This is a genomic window from Bacillus infantis (genome assembly GCF_008180445.1).
Lineage (GTDB): Bacteria > Bacillota > Bacilli > Bacillales > Cytobacillaceae > Bacillus_AB > Bacillus_AB infantis_B.
In genome coordinates this window covers 25,066-40,399 of sequence record NZ_VTER01000007.1, presented here as the reverse complement: position 1 = coordinate 40,399, position 15,334 = coordinate 25,066, and the positions used below count along the sequence as shown (strand labels likewise).

The following is a 15,334-nucleotide window of genomic DNA, read 5'->3' as shown; positions in this document are numbered from 1 at the left end:
GAATTATTCACCTGTTTCCATTAAACGGAGCAGGTGCTGTATGCTGTCCTGCATCGTTACTTTTTCTTCTGTTCCCTGTTTTAAAAATGCGATGATTTCCGGATAGAGGCGGACAGCCTGGTCAATCTCCCTTGATGTCCCTTTTTTATATGCTCCTATATTGATAAGATCTTCGGAGTTTATATAAGTGCTCAGCCTTTCGCGCAGCATTTCTGCGCTTTTTTTATGCTCATACGGAACGATATTGTTCATCACCCTGCTGACGCTTTTTAATACATTGATGGCCGGGTACTGGCCTTTGTTGGCCAGGGCCCGGTCAAGGACGAAGTGCCCGTCAAGTATTCCCCTGACAGTATCAGCTATCGGCTCATTCATATCGTCGCCGTCCACCAGCACCGTGTAAAAAGCTGTAATCGATCCCTTATGATTCGTCCCTGTACGTTCAAGCAGCTTTGGCAGCACCGCGAATACAGACGGTGTATAGCCTTTCGTGGTCGGCGGCTCCCCTATCGCAAGGCCTACTTCCCTTTGCGCCATGGCAACCCTTGTCACCGAGTCCATCATCAATACAACATTCAAGCCTTTATCACGGAAATATTCAGCGATTGCGGTGGCTGTATATGCACCCTTTATCCTCATCAGTGCAGGCTGGTCAGAAGTGGCGGCAATGACGATCGACCTCTTGAGGCCCTCTTCGCCAAGATCATTCTCGATGAATTCCCTGACTTCCCTGCCTCGCTCTCCGATGAGCGCTATCACATTCAGGTCAGCCTTTGTATTTCTGGCGACCATTCCCAGCAGCGTACTCTTTCCGACGCCGCTGCCTGCAAATATGCCAACCCGCTGGCCGTAGCCGACTGTCAGGAGACTGTCGATCGCCCTTACCCCGACCTCCACCGGTGCGGAAATCGGCGGGCGGTTCATCGGGTTTGGCGGGTCCTGCTCAGTCGGTACAGAAGCCAGCCCCTTGGGCAATGCTTTTCCGTCAAGCGGGTGCCCGAGCGCATCTATTACCTCGCCAATAAGGGACGTCCCGATTTTGATTTCCAGAGGCTTTAAAGTCGCTTCCACCAGGCTCCCCGGGGCTATCTCACTAATAGCTGTATATGGCATCAAAATGACATTTTCCTCTTTAAAGCCTACAACCTCAGCCATGATCTTCCGCTTTTTCCCCGAACCTACATGGATGATGCATACATCTCCGATGGAGCTTTCAGGTCCCTGTGACTCAATCATCAGGCCCACTACCTTTTTCACTTTACCGTAGCGTTTGTAGGTATCAATCTGCCCTATCTCACTAATCAGATCTGCAGCCTTCAATTGTTTTCACTCTCCAGCAGTTCAATCAGCTTCCTTTTCATTTCTTCAAGCTGGCTGTCAACACCGGCATTGATCCTTCCGCCGGGAGATTCAATGACGCAGCTGCACTCTTCCAGCTCTTCGTCAGGATAGATATAAAGATTAGTTTCCCTTGGATAGATGGCCAGCAGCTCATCCTTATGCTCAAGCAGGAAGCTGTATCGGCCGGGATGGACATGGAGCTGGACCTCCCGGTATTCCCGCGACTCCTTGAGGGCTCTCTTGACAACCGGCAGGAATCTGCTGCTGTCTTCCTCAAGCACACTGCTGAGAATTCTTTCGGCCACTTTGATGCCAATATCAAGGATCGTCCCTTCCGAAGATTCAATCGTGTTCTGGTAATCAGCTTTGGATGATTCAACAATTTCTTTTGCAAACCCTATCGTTTCGCTGAACTCCATAAAGCCCGATTGCCTTCCTTCCGCCAGGCCTGCCTGGAATCCGTCAAGCCTCGCTGACTCTCTTGCCTCTTCTTTCTCCTGCTCGAATCGAACCCGCTCCTGTTCTATATGCTCCATCAGCTGCCGGGCTTCTTCATTCGCCTGCTGAATGATGGACTCTGCTTCTCTGCGGGCCTCATCTATAAGCAGCTGCTGATTAAATGGCGCTTCTTCCTGCAGCTCGGCGGCTGGCAAATCCTGATTCAGCAGTTTAATGGATATGACTTTTTTCTGCTGCTCTGAAGGCTGGGCCCAATGCGACTTGATCAGCCTAGACAATGATATCATCCCCTCCGCCGCGCGCTACGACGATTTCCCCGGCTTCTTCAAGGCGGCGGATAATGGCTACGATCCTTGACTGGGCTTCCTCTACATCCCTCAGCCTGACAGGGCCCATATATTCCATTTCCTCCTTGAAGGTTTCAACCATCCGGGTAGACATGTTTTTGAAGACAATATCTTTGACATCATCACTGGAGACCTTCAATGAAAGCATCAGGTCTTCGCTCTCACAGTCCCTGATCACCCGCTGGATTGCACGGCTGTCAAGGGTGACAATATCCTCGAACACAAACATCCTCTTCTTGATTTCCTCTGCAAGTTCAGGATCCTGGATCTCAAGGGCGTCCAGGATTGTCCGCTCTGTTGTTCTGTCGACTCCGTTAAGAACATCGACAACCGCTTCAATGCCGCCTGTTTGCGTATAATCCTGAGTGACTGTTGCAGAAAGCTTCCGTTCGAGAATCTGCTCAACTTCATTGATGATCTCTGGCGATGTGCTGTCCATCACCGCTATTCTTCTGGCAATATCCGCCTGCATCTCCTGAGGCAGCTCAGACAATATCTGCCCTGCCTGAGGAGGATCCAGATAGGAAAGAATCAGCGAGATTGTCTGGGGATGCTCATTTTGGATAAAATTAAGTATTTGCGCCGGATCTGCCTTCCTGGCAAAATCAAATGGCCGGACCTGAAGGGATGAGGTCAGCCTGTTAATGATCAGGGCTGCCTGTTCCTCTCCTAACGCTTTTTCCAGGACCGTTTTTGCGTAGCCGATGCCTCCCTGGGAGATATAATCCTGCGCGAGGGCAATATTGTGGAATTCTTCAAGAATTTCTTCCTTGGAATGGGACTCGACCTTTCTGACCCCTGAGATCTCAAGCGTCAGCTTTTCTACTTCTTCTTCACTTAAATGCTTGTACACCGAAGCGGCAACATCAGGTCCAAGTGAGATCAGCAGTATGGCTGCTTTTTGCTTTCCCGTTAATTCTTTCAATTCTTTTTTTGCCAATTAAAAACCCTCCTAGTCTTCTGCAATCCATGACCGCAGAAGCTTCGCAAAGTCCTCCGGTTTTTCTTTTGCCATCTTTTCAAGCTGCTTCCTTCTCAGGCTGCTTTCTGTTTCCTGTTCTTCGTTCACATCTTTGATGGTGACAGGTTCAACCTGTTCTTCCAGTTCTGCCTGCTCTTCGTGGCTCTTTCTCCTCGCCCTGATAAACAGGAACACCAGCAGAAGGATGATCGCAACCAGAACACCGCCAATGGCGTATACCCACCAAGGAATAACAGCAGCACTTTCTTCAGGGAATTCGGTTTTGCCCTGGAACTGCTGAACAGATACAACCACTTTGTCAGCAATATCTTCATCAGTAAGTTCTGCACCGGCAGCTTTCTTATCGATAGTGGTCCTGACAATGGTGCTGAGAATCTGTGTAATATCATCGACCCGCTCCTGAGGAAGGGAAGTCGGATCGTCAGCTGTCGGCGGCTCTACCATTACCTGAATGCCGAGATCTCTTACCTTATAAGGGCTTTCTACAATTTCTTTCCGGATTTTATTCACTTCATTATTGATCGTTTCTTCAATCCGCTCGTAATCCCCATTTGAGCCTTCAGCTGCTCCCGGATAATTAGTAATCTCATTATCACCGGTGCCAGCAATACCTCCCGCTTCTTCCGCGCTTCCCGTAAAGGTTTCAGTGATTTTCTTGGCACTGATCGCAATGCCTTCCATATTTTCTTCATCTACAGGCGTAACCAGGTTTTCTTCCCTGTTTTCCTGGGTAAAGTCAATATCAGCAGAAACGGAAACCACTACTTTTTCCGGGCCCATCAGCGTACTGAGCATGCTTTGCACCTGGCGCTGGACATCTCTCTCAATCTGTTTTTTCAGATCGAGCTGGGCCGTGATTGTTTTGCCTGAAGTATTATTGCTGTTTTCCAGATCAAAATACTCAAAGAATTGGTTTGTTACGACGATATTATCTGTAGGCAGATTAGGAACACTTTTTGAAATCAGATGATACAGGGATTTGATCTGTTCTGTTTCGAACTGATACCCCGGCTTTGTGTTCAAAACGATGCTCGCAGATGCTTCTTCTGTCTGGTCATTGATGAAAATTCCCTTTTCAGGAAGATTGATCATGACTTTGGCATCGTTGACACCTTCTATCCCTTTTATCAGATTGGACAGCTCTGTCTGCATAGCATCCAGCTTCAGAACGTTGAATTCATTTTCAGTCATTCCTATTCCGGCATTCTGGCTGAAAAACGAATAATCAATGCTGCCTGATTTCGGGATGCCTTCAGCGGCAAGCTCTACCTTCAAAGTATCCACAACTTCCTCCGGGACCATGATGGTTGAGCCCCCATCGGCTATTTCGGAAGCAATTCCTCTTCCGTCCAGGCTTTCCTTTATTGCCCCTGTTTCAGATGGTGACAGATTGCTGTATAAAGGAACCATTGTTGTCCTCCCTGCCAGGAGTACGGCAGCCGTAGCAATCAATATGAGCAAAATAAGAGAGCCGGCCATCAGCCCCTTCTGCTTCTTAGTCCGGCTCTGCCAAAATTCTTTTAATGGGTTGAAAAATTTTTGAAGCTTTTCTTTCATCACAATCCCCCGGTTATCCTGTCTAGCAAGCCGCAGCTAATAACCGCTAAACATCATAATCTTTAATCAGCAATCTATTAAACCTGCATTCTCATGGTTTCCTGATATGCCTCTATCACTTTATTCCTGACTTCAAGCGCAGCCTGCATGGTAATGCTGGCTTTCTGCGAAGCAATCATCACTTCGTGCAGGCCGACATCTTCTCCCCGGGCAAGCTTTTCTGTCATAACATCAGATTGCAGCTGGGAGCTGTTTATATTATCAATTGATTGCTTAAGCATGGAAGCAAAGCTTTTTTGTCCTTCTGCCGCGCTTCCGGCAGCCTGTCCTGTGATCTTCGCTGGCTGCATGATGCTTGAAACAGGCGAAAAAGATATATTATTCATTATCTAGTCTCCTTTATTTTCCTATCTCCAAGGCTTTCATCATCATGCTTTTGGAAGCATTGAATACTGTGACGTTTGCCTCGTAAGAACGTGTTGCGCTTATCAGGTCCACCATTTCCCTCAGGGGATCTACATTCGGCATCTGTACATAGCCTGCTTCATTTGCATCAGGATGACTCGGGTCATAAACAAGCTTGAACGGTGTCTGATCTTCCCTGATTTCCGATACGCGCACGCCGCTGCCTGCGCTGCCTGCATTCATAGCTGTGTTCAGGAATGAAGAAAAGTTTTTTTCCTGCGGCTGCATCACAACTTCTTTCCTTGCATAAGGCTGCCACTCGCCATTGACAAGCTTGCCCCTTGTTGAATCAACGTTTGCCATATTTGACGAAATGACGTCCATCCTCAGCCTTTGCGCTGTCAGGGCAGAGGACGTTGTATTCATGCTATGAAACATGCTCATGATTATCTTCCACCTCTTATTACATTCTGAAGACTCGTGAATTTCCCGCTGATCCTCTCAACCAGTGCGTTATAGTATATCTGGTTCTCTGCCAGCTCTGACATTTCTTTATCCATATCCACATTATTGCCATTATGAGTAAAGTCCGTATTTTTATTGATGATGACTCCAGACTGCCCGCTGCCTTCAGCACTAAAGCTGTAATGGCGGACATCCGTCCGTTTCGCCTCTATCCCGCCCATGGCCATTTCTGACTGAAGAACAGACTTAAAGCTTACATCCTTTGCTTTATAGTTCGGGGTGTCTGCATTCGCAATATTCTGCGCGACGACCTTTTGTTTCAAGGACGCTTGATTTAAAGAATTTTCAAGTGTCGATATAGTATTAGAAAAAATATTCAATTTCAGCACCTGCCAGCATAAAGTAGAAAAAATGTTAATTCTTGTTGAAAATTGATGATTATAGGCGAATTTTCAATCTTAATCACTATTGTAATGAATTTGAAATAATATGTCTATGAAGTTAAAGTTAAATTTAATAATACATAAGTCCTATTTTGAGGTTTCATTCTTTGGAACGAACAAAATCCTTTTTTATGCAGAAAGCTTTACCACTTCATGCTTTCTTCCCTTACAGAATGCGGGTTTACTATTAAAATTCAGGCTGCTGAACAATTAGTTCCTTTTTCCTATAACTATTATTAATATCTCTCGCCTTTAAGCAAAAATATGACTTTTATCATTATTAAGATATAATATTATTTCTATGATTTACCAAGTCTCTCTGACGAATTATGTAAAATTCCTGTAACGTCCGTAATAATTGCTCTTTAATCCAAAATAAAAAACCTGTTTCCTCAGAAACAGGTTTTTCGGGATATATCAGCTTGTTTTCAGTTTTTCCAGTTCGACGAGGAACTTATCGTTCAGGACTTTAATATATGTTCCCTTCATGCCGAGTGAACGCGATTCAATGACTCCTGCGCTTTCCAGCTTTCTCAATGCGTTTACGATGACAGAACGCGTAATTCCGACTCTGTCGGCAATTTTTGAAGCAACAAGCAGGCCTTCTTTGCCGTTAAGCTCTTCAAAGATATGCTCGATTGCTTCAAGCTCGCTGTATGAAAGGGAGCTGATAGCCATTTGTACAACAGCCTTGCTGCGCGCTTCTTCTTCGATCTCCTCCGCTTTTTCACGCAGGATTTCCATACCGACAACTGTTGCACCGTATTCGCCAAGAATAAGATCATCGTCATGGAACTGCTCCTGAAGCCTTGCCAGGATCAGCGTACCTAGGCGCTCTCCGCCCCCGATGATTGGTACGATCGTGGTCAGACCGTTCTTGAACAGCTCCTTGTTTTCAACTGGGAAGGCAGTATAATCGCTTTCTACATCAAGATTTGAAGAAGTCTCCTGGATATTGAACAGGCTCTTGGTGTATTCTTCAGGGAATTGACGGTCTTCAAGCATTTTTTTCATGCGCTCATTTTCGATCTGCTGGTTTACTGCAAAGCCAAGAAGCTTTCCGCGGCGGCTTACCACAAAGATATTCGCTTCAATCACTTCACTAAGCGTCTCGGACATTTCTTTGAAGTTTACCGGTTTTCCCGCAGCTTTCTGCAGCATTGCATTAATTTTTCTTGTTTTCGTTAATAAATCCATTGTTCTTCCTCCTATTGGCTGTGACACACTGCTTATTCTATGATATAACCTGTGTTCATCCCTTAGTGGCATTGGTACGTATGTGTTTGTTGTACCCTAACACCTTTTTGTTAAAACTATAAGATAAACTGGCTCAGGTCTTTATTGCGGGAGATGGCACCAAGTTTCTCCTCAACATATTGAGGGGTGATGGTCACCTTGCCCATTGAAATTTCCGGTGCTTCGAAAGACAGATCCTCAAGCAGCTTCTCAAGGATTGTATGAAGTCTTCTTGCGCCGATATTGTCTGTATTCTGATTAACCTCGTATGCCACTTCAGCGATTCTACGAATAGCATCGTCAGAAAATTCAATTTGTATACCTTCTGTTTCTAATAATGCAGTATATTGTTTTGTCAGTGCATTATCAGGCTCAACCAAAATTTTATAAAAATCTTCGACTGTGAGCTTTGTCAGCTCTACGCGGATCGGGAATCTTCCCTGAAGCTCCGGGATCAAATCAGACGGCTTGGCGATATGGAATGCCCCTGCTGCCATGAAAAGGACATGATCTGTTTTGACAGAGCCGTATTTGGTAACGACCGTTGAACCTTCAACAATAGGAAGGATATCACGCTGTACGCCTTCCCTTGATACATCGGCATTTGATCCTCCGCTTGATTTGCTGGCGATCTTATCAATTTCGTCAATGAAAATGATGCCGCTCTGCTCTGCCCTGAAGACAGCCTCCTGGGTCACTTCATCCATATCGATCAGCTTCTGTGCTTCTTCATTCGAAAGGACTTTGCGCGCTTCCCGGACAGTCAGCCTCCGCTTCTTCCTTTTCTTTGGCATAAGTCCGCTCAGCGCATCCTGCATATTCATGCCCATCTGCTCCATTCCGGAGCCTTGAAGCATATCAAACATGGACGGCTGCTGCTCTTCGACCTCGACGGTGATCAATTCATTTTCAAGCTCGCCCATAGCGAGCTTTTCCCTGGCGATCTTCCGTTTTTCTGTAAGGCTGTAATCCTCCGCTGGTTCATTTTCCTGATCCTGCTGGCCGCCTCCGCCGCCAAACAGCATTTCCAGCGGATTTTTGTAGGAAGCAGCTTTTTTGCCTGAAGGGACGAGCATATCTACAATGCGGCGGTTCGCATTCTCTTCTGCCCTTTCTTTCACGCTTTGCATTTTTTCTTCCTTCACTAGGCGGACCGATGTCTCCACCAGATCACGCACCATTGATTCTACATCACGGCCAACATAGCCGACTTCTGTAAATTTCGTGGCTTCGACCTTTACAAATGGAGCACCGACAAGCTTAGCCATCCTGCGGGCAATTTCCGTCTTCCCTACACCGGTCGGTCCGATCATCAGGATATTTTTCGGGCTGATTTCATCGCGGATAGCTTCCTCGAGCAGGCCGCGGCGGTAGCGGTTCCTTAGCGCAACTGCCACTGCTTTCTTTGCATCTTTCTGTCCAATGATATATTGGTCAAGCCGTTCAACAATTTGTCTGGGTGTTAAATTTGTACTTAAGCTCATATTCAGCACTCCTTTGTATTAGCCGGCCAAGACAATCAAGCCTGTGGCGTCAGCCTCAAATTTCAGGCGCCTGCCCCGCGGACGGAATATCCGCTGCAGGGGGAGCAGCCTTCTACAGCTCTTCCACTATTATATTTTCGTTCGTATATACACAGATTTCAGCTGCCACCTCAAGCGATGACCTGGCGATTTCCTTTGCTGTCAGGTGTTCCCCCGCATATTTTTTCAGGGACCTTCCAGCAGCCAGCGCATAATTGCCGCCTGAACCGATTGCCAATATCCCGTCATCAGGTTCAATCACTTCCCCGGTCCCGGAAATGAGAAGAAGATCTGATTCGTTCATGACGATAAGCATGGCTTCGAGCTTTCTCAGGACCTTATCGCTTCTCCACTCTTTCGCAAGCTCAACGGCCGCCCTTTGCAGGTTGCCATTATACTCCTCAAGCCTGCTTTCGAACAATTCGAACAGGGTGAATGCATCCGCCACCGATCCTGCGAAGCCTGCAATCACTTTTCCGTTGAACAATTTCCTGACTTTTCTTGCTGTATGCTTCATGACGACAGCATTTCCGAATGTGACCTGGCCATCCCCTGCCATGGCGCACTTCCCGTTATGCTGTACGGCAAAAATAGTTGTAGCATGAAATTGAGACATTGATTATTCCTCCTTTTGGAGCTTATGCCCGCGGGTGGGTGTTCAAATAGGTCTTGCGCAAATATTCATTTGTAACATGTGTATATACCTGGGTGGATGAAAGGAAGGCATGCCCCAGGAGCTCCTGTACAGTCCTCATATCAGCACCATTTGATAAAAGATGCGTGGCAAAGGAGTGCCGAAGCATGTGCGGGTGAATAGTGCCTTCCAAAGAAGATTTCTGGATCATTTTATTTAATATTTCCCGGATGCCCCGCGGTGTCAGGGGGCCGCCCCGGAAATTGACAAATAGTCTGTCGTGGCTTTCCCTGCCTGTTAACAGTTCTTTTCTGCCTTCAGTTATGTATAGCTCCAAAGCATCCTGTGCGAAGCTTCCGAAAGGGATATACCTGTCCTTCTGCCCTTTCCCATGCACCAGCACAGTCGATAAAGCCATATCGATGTCCTTCAGGCTGATCTGGCTGCATTCACTGACCCGCATGCCTGTGGCATACAGAAGTTCAAGGAGAGCCTTATTCCTTTTTCCAAGGGGGCTATCTGTTTCACAGCTTTCAAAAAGGCAGTTCAGTTCTTCTTCATAAAAAAATTCGGGCAGCCTTTTTTCCAGCTTCGGGAGCGAAACGGCAGAAAAAGGGTTGTCATTTGCCAGTTTCTCTCTTGCCAGAAACTTATAAAAGCTTCTGAGACTGGATATTTTGCGGGCTGCCGATTTCCTGGAAAGCTTTTGCTCGTATAACTTGGTCAAATAAAGCCTGACATCAAAATATTCAACATCAATAACTGATTGAATGGCTTGTTCAGACATGAACAAGAAAAATTCTTTAATATCATGCTGGTAGTGTTCAATAGTATATTGTGAATAATTTCTTTCTATTTGTAAATATTCAATAAATGATTGTAACGAATCGTTCACATTTGGGCTCATAATGATTCACCTCACAAGAGCTACTAAATAGTATCACAATTTAGTAGCCCGTGCAATAAAATTTACATATTTTTCACAAAGTTCTGAATTGTTTCCAATGCTCTGTTAGCATGCTGTTCATTGCGCTCCTGCTTGCCTTTGATCTTGGCAGGCAGTTCAGGGAACAGGCCGAAATTGGCATTCATCGGCTGGAAGTTCTTAGAGTTTGTTGTCGTGATATATCTTGCCATGCTGCCGATGGCCGTTTCATGAGGGAATTCCAGAAGTTCTTTGCCCTCTGCCAGCCTGGCTGCGTTGATGCCTGCGATCAGGCCGCTTGCTGCCGATTCCACATATCCTTCCACACCTGTCATCTGCCCGGCAAAGAACAGGCCGTCACGGTTTCTGAATTGATAGGTTGCCTCGAGAACTTTCGGCGAGTTGATGAAAGTATTGCGGTGCATGACGCCATAGCGTACAATCTCTGCTTCTTCCAATCCCGGAATCAGCCTCAGCACTTCCTTTTGCGGGCCCCATTTCAGATGCGTTTGGAAACCTACTATATTATAAAGAGTTCCTGCAGCATCATCCTGCCTCAGCTGGACGACTGCATACGGGCGCTTGCCTGTCCGCGGGTCTTCCAGGCCCACCGGCTTCATCGGCCCAAACAGCATGGTTTTCTTTCCCCTGTTTGCCATAACCTCGATCGGCATGCATCCTTCAAAGAAAATCTCTTTTTCGAATTCTTTCAATGGGACCGTCTCGGCACTGATCAGGGCGTTATAGAATGTTTCAAATTCTTCTTCTGTCATCGGGCAGTTGATATATGCTGCTTCCCCTTTATCATACCTTGATTTAAGGTAAGCCTTTTCCATGTTGATGCTGTCTTTTTCAATGATAGGCGCTGCAGCATCATAAAAATATAAATGATCCTCGCCTGTCAGCTCCTTCAGCTGCTTGGACAGTGACTCACTCGTTAGAGGACCGGTTGCAATGACAGTGATCCCTTCTGGAATTTCAGTCACCTCTTCATTCATCACGGTTACATTAGGATGATTCCTGACCTGCTCCGTTACCTTTCCGGCGAATTCATGCCGGTCGACTGCCAGTGCTCCTCCTGCCGGTACGGCACATGCATCAGCCGAATGGATGATAACAGAGTCAAGCATCCTCATTTCCTCTTTCAGTACGCCAACCGCGTTTGTCAGGTTATTGGCACGGAGAGAATTGCTGCAGACCAGCTCGGCAAATTTATCTGTATGATGGGCAGGGGTCTGTTTAACAGGCCTCATTTCATACAAATTTACTTTCATTCCTCTTTTCGCGATCTGCCAGGCTGCTTCACTTCCGGCAAGCCCCGCCCCGATGACATTGATTGCTGCTTCTTTCATTTTACGAACCTCCAGGTATACTTATGAATAGTTAAACTGGTTTATTGATCCAGCCGGACTTCTTATCTCTTTTAAAGGGCCTGTCCAATCTTTAATTTTGTTCCCAAAATGGACGGCATTCATTCATATCCAATCTGCATTGTACAATACGTATGAAAAATAAAAAAGTTTCAAGCATTACACTGCCATATTTTTCCGAGAAACAGAAAAGAGTGAGCATAAAGCCCACCCTTAGCCTTGCTTTTCTTCTTTATAGTCACATTCAATGCATTGAACCTGGACGCCCTTTTTAAGCTTTTTCTCAACCAGGACATTATCGCATTTCGGACACTGTCTGGCAAGCGGTTTATCCCAAGAGATGAATTCGCATTCCGGGAACCGGTCGCAGCCGTAGAAGATGCGGCGTTTTTTACTTTTTCTTTCTATTATATTCCCCTCTTTGCAGTTCGGGCATTTCACACCTATTTCTTTCACAATCGCTTTTGTGTTCCTGCATTCAGGGAAATTGGAGCAGGCCATAAACTTGCCGTAGCGCCCCATTTTATAAACCATTTCATGTCCGCATTTTTCACAATCTTCTCCTGCGGGCTCATCCTTTATTTCTACTTCCTGCATTTCTTTTTCGGCTTTATCCAGATGCTTCTCGAAATCTTTGTAGAATTCTTCAATGATATTCTTCCAATTTTCTTTGCCGTCTTCTACATCATCAAGATCCTGCTCCATCTTGGCCGTAAACTCGACATCCAATATTTCCGGGAAAAACTCGAGAATCAGTTCCAGGACTATCTCTCCAAGTTCCGTAGGGATGAAGCGTTTATTATCAAGCGCTACATAGCCGCGTTTCTGGATTGTATCAAGTGTCGGGGCAAAGGTTGACGGCCTTCCGATCCCGAGCTCTTCCAGCGTCTTTACAAGCCTAGCCTCTGTATAGCGGGGAGGCGGCTGGGTGAAATGCTGCTTCGGCTCAATATCCTTTTTCAGGACCTCATCGCCTTCCTTCAGGTCTGGGAGCATATTATCTTTTTCTTCAGCCTGATCGTCGCTGCCTTCGACATAAACTTTCATAAAGCCGGGGAACTTCACTTTTGAGCCGGTTGCCCGGAAGACAACTTCCCCGTTCTTCAGATCCACACTCATTGTATCCATGATTGCGGATGCCATCTGGCTTGCCACGAAACGTTCCCATATCAGTTTATACAGACGGAGCTGGTCTCTTGATAAAAACTCTTTAAGACTTGCCGGCTCCCGCAGGGTGCTTGTCGGCCTGATCGCTTCGTGCGCATCCTGTGCATTGGATTTCTTGGTTTCTTTCTTTTTCTCCCCAGGGAGGTATTCCTTGCCATAAGACTCAGTGATATAGCCTGCCGCCTCGGTCTGTGCAATTTCAGAGATCCTAGTCGAGTCTGTTCTCATATAGGTGATGAGACCGACTGTCCCTTCTGATCCAAGATCTATTCCTTCGTACAGCTGCTGGGCAAGCATCATTGTTTTCTTGGCCCTGAAATTTAATTTCCTGGCTGCCTCCTGCTGAAGGGAAGATGTTGTGAAGGGAGCAGCCGGATTCCGTTTCCGTTCCTTCTTTGAGACGGAAGCAACAGTGAACTTGTTCCCCTTCATCATTCCGAGGATCTCTTTTACATCCTGTTCTGATTTTAAATCCGTCTTCTGTCCCTGCGCACTGTAGAAGGACGCTTCGAACACAGACTTTCCTTTCAGGAATTCACCATCAATTGACCAGTATTCTTCAGGGATAAATTCCTTGATTTCCTTTTCCCTGTCGATGATCAGCCGGACTGCCACGGACTGCACCCTTCCGGCACTCAATCCCTTTTTTACTTTCTTCCATAATAAAGGGCTTATATTATAGCCGACGAGCCTGTCCAGGATCCTGCGCGCCTGCTGGGCATCCACCAGATCCATATTAATCGGCCGCGGAGTTTTAAATGATTCTTTGATGGCATCTTTTGTGATTTCATTGAAAACCACACGGCAGTCAGAATGGACATCCATGTCCAGGCTGTGCGCCAAATGCCAGGCTATGGCTTCCCCTTCGCGATCCGGGTCAGCTGCGAGATAGATTTTCTTGGCTTTCTTTGCAGCTGTTTTAAGTTCTTTTAACACTGGGCCCTTGCCGCGTATCGTGATATATTTTGGTTCAAAACGGTTTTCCACATCAACGCCCATCTGGCTTTTAGGGAGATCTCTTATATGACCCATCGATGCTCTTACTTTATATTTTTTTCCCAAGTATCTTTCAATCGTCTTCGCCTTGGCAGGCGACTCAACGATCACTAAATAATCTGCCATTAAACATCCTCCTTAAGAGGGATAAGATTGGCCGCCTGCTGTCTTTTGTAGGCGGGCGGCGCTGATTTTTATTTATTTTTGGTTGATATTCTGCAGAAGCACGGCAGCTGCAGATTCATATTTAAATATTCTTCATCCTGCAATCCGGCAGGGGGTGAAATATTCCATTATTATTGTCCATGCTGCTATGGCTTGTCAAATCTCTGATAGCATCATGTATGGATGGCAAAACATGGCCGGCTCGACAAGCAAACGGTTTCAGCCTGTTTTGCAGCCTTTACATTGCGTCTGTTGCACAATGTATAACAGATTTTAAATAATTTCAACCTTTTTGACATAAATTTTCTAATTTCAGACTATTTTCAGCAAAAATGCACTGTGATGAATTATACAATTAAACTGCATACTTTTATGCCTTTTTTAAGAAAATCTTTGTTCTGCATAACGGGATTTTCTTAAAAATTCAGTTCTTCAAGGATCTCACTTGCATCTGCAATCAGCTTTGCGCCCTGCTGGATCAATTCGTTCGTGCCGGCGGATGCCTGGCTGAATATGCTGCCTGGCAAGGCAAACACATCCCTGCCTTCATTGACGGCATAGTTTGCCGTAATCAGCGATCCGCTCTTGCTTTTTGCTTCTATTATAAAGGTCCCCTGGGAAAGCCCGCTGATGATTCTGTTCCTCATTGGGAACTGCCATCTGTCAGGCCGTGCATCAGGCGGATACTCAGAAATGACAAGCTGATCTTCCATCATCCTTCTGGCCAGCTGTTCATTGGATTTTGGGTAAATATGATTAAGGCCTCCAGCAATGACACCGATCGTCCGGCCGCCGAGCGAAATGGCTGTTTCATGCGCCTCGGCATCCACTCCGGCTGCCAGTCCGCTTACGATGGCCACTCCCTTTCCCACCAAGCCCGGAAATACTTTTTTAATTGCGCTCCTGCCGTATCCTGTTATCTGCCTGGAGCCTACAACCGCAAGCTTGGGATCCAGATGCAACAAGCTGATGTCTCCTTTTGCGTATAGTACCCAGGGAGGCTGATAGATCTCCTTAAGAAGCGGGGGATATTCAGGGTCAAAGATTGTAATGCAGTGAATGCCGTATTTCTCGTATAGCCTGATTTTCTCTATCGTTGTCTCCAGGCTGCTTTTAGTTGGGAAAAAGAGTTTACGATCGGGTTCAGAGAAAGCTGCTGACAGGGAGGTTTTCATGTGGGGATCTTTCTTTAGGAAATGATAAATGCTGCTCCAGGAACTTTTGTGATGGAGGGAGATAAATTTCAGCTTGAATTCGTCCATTTGCGGACCTCCTGATAGGAATTTTTTAAGAGAGGGAGTTAAAAAAGAAGGAGAAAT

14 protein-coding genes are annotated in these 15,334 nt (G+C 46.2%); all 14 read right to left on the bottom strand.

The genetic code is table 11. The annotated features are described in order from the left end of the window. Positions 1–3: 3 nt before the first annotated feature. Positions 4–1,320: a flagellar protein export ATPase FliI gene (fliI, locus tag FZD51_RS14230; RefSeq protein ID WP_148975402.1), complete on the bottom strand. Its 1,317-nt coding sequence runs from the start codon at positions 1,318–1,320 to the stop codon at positions 4–6. Beyond that, positions 1,317–2,087, bottom strand: coding sequence for a flagellar assembly protein FliH (fliH, locus tag FZD51_RS14225; protein ID WP_148975401.1), 771 nt, complete (start codon positions 2,085–2,087; stop codon positions 1,317–1,319). Before fliH ends, fliI begins: the two co-directional genes overlap by 4 nt. After that, positions 2,071–3,087: a flagellar motor switch protein FliG gene (gene fliG, locus FZD51_RS14220; protein WP_009795903.1), complete on the bottom strand. Its 1,017-nt coding sequence runs from the start codon at positions 3,085–3,087 to the stop codon at positions 2,071–2,073. The genes fliH and fliG overlap by 17 nt, the downstream gene beginning before the upstream one ends. A gap of 12 nt (positions 3,088–3,099) precedes the next feature. Next, positions 3,100–4,686 carry a flagellar basal-body MS-ring/collar protein FliF gene (fliF, locus tag FZD51_RS14215; protein ID WP_148975400.1) on the bottom strand — a complete coding sequence of 529 codons (1,587 nt, stop codon included), beginning with the start codon at positions 4,684–4,686 and terminating at the stop codon, positions 3,100–3,102. Positions 4,687–4,763: 77 nt separating this feature from the next. After that, positions 4,764–5,072: a flagellar hook-basal body complex protein FliE gene (gene fliE, locus FZD51_RS14210; RefSeq protein WP_148975399.1), complete on the bottom strand. Its 309-nt coding sequence runs from the start codon at positions 5,070–5,072 to the stop codon at positions 4,764–4,766. A gap of 13 nt (positions 5,073–5,085) precedes the next feature. Continuing rightward, complete coding sequence (gene flgC / locus FZD51_RS14205) at positions 5,086–5,535, bottom strand: flagellar basal body rod protein FlgC (protein WP_148975398.1); 450 nt, start codon at positions 5,533–5,535, stop codon at positions 5,086–5,088. A gap of 2 nt (positions 5,536–5,537) precedes the next feature. Further along, positions 5,538–5,936, bottom strand: a complete 399-nt coding sequence (gene flgB / locus FZD51_RS14200; RefSeq protein ID WP_148975397.1) for a flagellar basal body rod protein FlgB — start codon at positions 5,934–5,936, stop codon at positions 5,538–5,540. 480 nt (positions 5,937–6,416) lie between these two features. After that, entirely contained in the window at positions 6,417–7,196 is a 780-nt protein-coding gene (gene codY / locus FZD51_RS14195) for a GTP-sensing pleiotropic transcriptional regulator CodY (protein ID WP_148975396.1), read from the bottom strand. A 116-nt stretch (positions 7,197–7,312) separates the two neighbouring features. Further along, positions 7,313–8,719, bottom strand: coding sequence for an HslU--HslV peptidase ATPase subunit (hslU, locus tag FZD51_RS14190; protein ID WP_148975395.1), 1,407 nt, complete (start codon positions 8,717–8,719; stop codon positions 7,313–7,315). A 112-nt stretch (positions 8,720–8,831) separates the two neighbouring features. Further along, positions 8,832–9,374, bottom strand: a complete 543-nt coding sequence (hslV, locus tag FZD51_RS14185; RefSeq protein WP_009795911.1) for an ATP-dependent protease subunit HslV — start codon at positions 9,372–9,374, stop codon at positions 8,832–8,834. 22 nt (positions 9,375–9,396) lie between these two features. Beyond that, entirely contained in the window at positions 9,397–10,299 is a 903-nt protein-coding gene (gene xerC, locus FZD51_RS14180) for a tyrosine recombinase XerC (protein WP_148975394.1), read from the bottom strand. 62 nt (positions 10,300–10,361) lie between these two features. Further along, positions 10,362–11,669, bottom strand: coding sequence for an FADH(2)-oxidizing methylenetetrahydrofolate--tRNA-(uracil(54)-C(5))-methyltransferase TrmFO (gene trmFO, locus FZD51_RS14175; RefSeq protein WP_148975393.1), 1,308 nt, complete (start codon positions 11,667–11,669; stop codon positions 10,362–10,364). 231 nt (positions 11,670–11,900) lie between these two features. Then, positions 11,901–13,976: a type I DNA topoisomerase gene (gene topA / locus FZD51_RS14170; protein WP_148975392.1), complete on the bottom strand. Its 2,076-nt coding sequence runs from the start codon at positions 13,974–13,976 to the stop codon at positions 11,901–11,903. Positions 13,977–14,431: 455 nt separating this feature from the next. Continuing rightward, positions 14,432–15,277: a DNA-processing protein DprA gene (gene dprA, locus FZD51_RS14165; protein ID WP_148975391.1), complete on the bottom strand. Its 846-nt coding sequence runs from the start codon at positions 15,275–15,277 to the stop codon at positions 14,432–14,434. Positions 15,278–15,334 lie beyond the last annotated feature (57 nt).

Excerpts from the sequence above, each read along its gene's own strand:
- fliH (WP_148975401.1), bottom strand. The coding sequence starts at position 2,087 with ATGATATCATTGTCTAGGCTGATCAAGTCGCATTGGGCCCAGCCTTCA.
- fliF (WP_148975400.1), bottom strand. The coding sequence starts at position 4,686 with ATGAAAGAAAAGCTTCAAAAATTTTTCAACCCATTAAAAGAATTTTGG.
- fliE (WP_148975399.1), bottom strand. The coding sequence starts at position 5,072 with ATGAATAATATATCTTTTTCGCCTGTTTCAAGCATCATGCAGCCAGCG.
- flgC (WP_148975398.1), bottom strand. The coding sequence starts at position 5,535 with ATGAGCATGTTTCATAGCATGAATACAACGTCCTCTGCCCTGACAGCG.
- codY (WP_148975396.1), bottom strand. The coding sequence starts at position 7,196 with ATGGATTTATTAACGAAAACAAGAAAAATTAATGCAATGCTGCAGAAA.
- hslU (WP_148975395.1), bottom strand. The coding sequence starts at position 8,719 with ATGAGCTTAAGTACAAATTTAACACCCAGACAAATTGTTGAACGGCTT.
- hslV (WP_009795911.1), bottom strand. The coding sequence starts at position 9,374 with ATGTCTCAATTTCATGCTACAACTATTTTTGCCGTACAGCATAACGGG.
- xerC (WP_148975394.1), bottom strand. The coding sequence starts at position 10,299 with ATGAGCCCAAATGTGAACGATTCGTTACAATCATTTATTGAATATTTA.
- trmFO (WP_148975393.1), bottom strand. The coding sequence starts at position 11,669 with ATGAAAGAAGCAGCAATCAATGTCATCGGGGCGGGGCTTGCCGGAAGT.
- topA (WP_148975392.1), bottom strand. The coding sequence starts at position 13,976 with ATGGCAGATTATTTAGTGATCGTTGAGTCGCCTGCCAAGGCGAAGACG.
- dprA (WP_148975391.1), bottom strand. The coding sequence starts at position 15,277 with ATGGACGAATTCAAGCTGAAATTTATCTCCCTCCATCACAAAAGTTCC.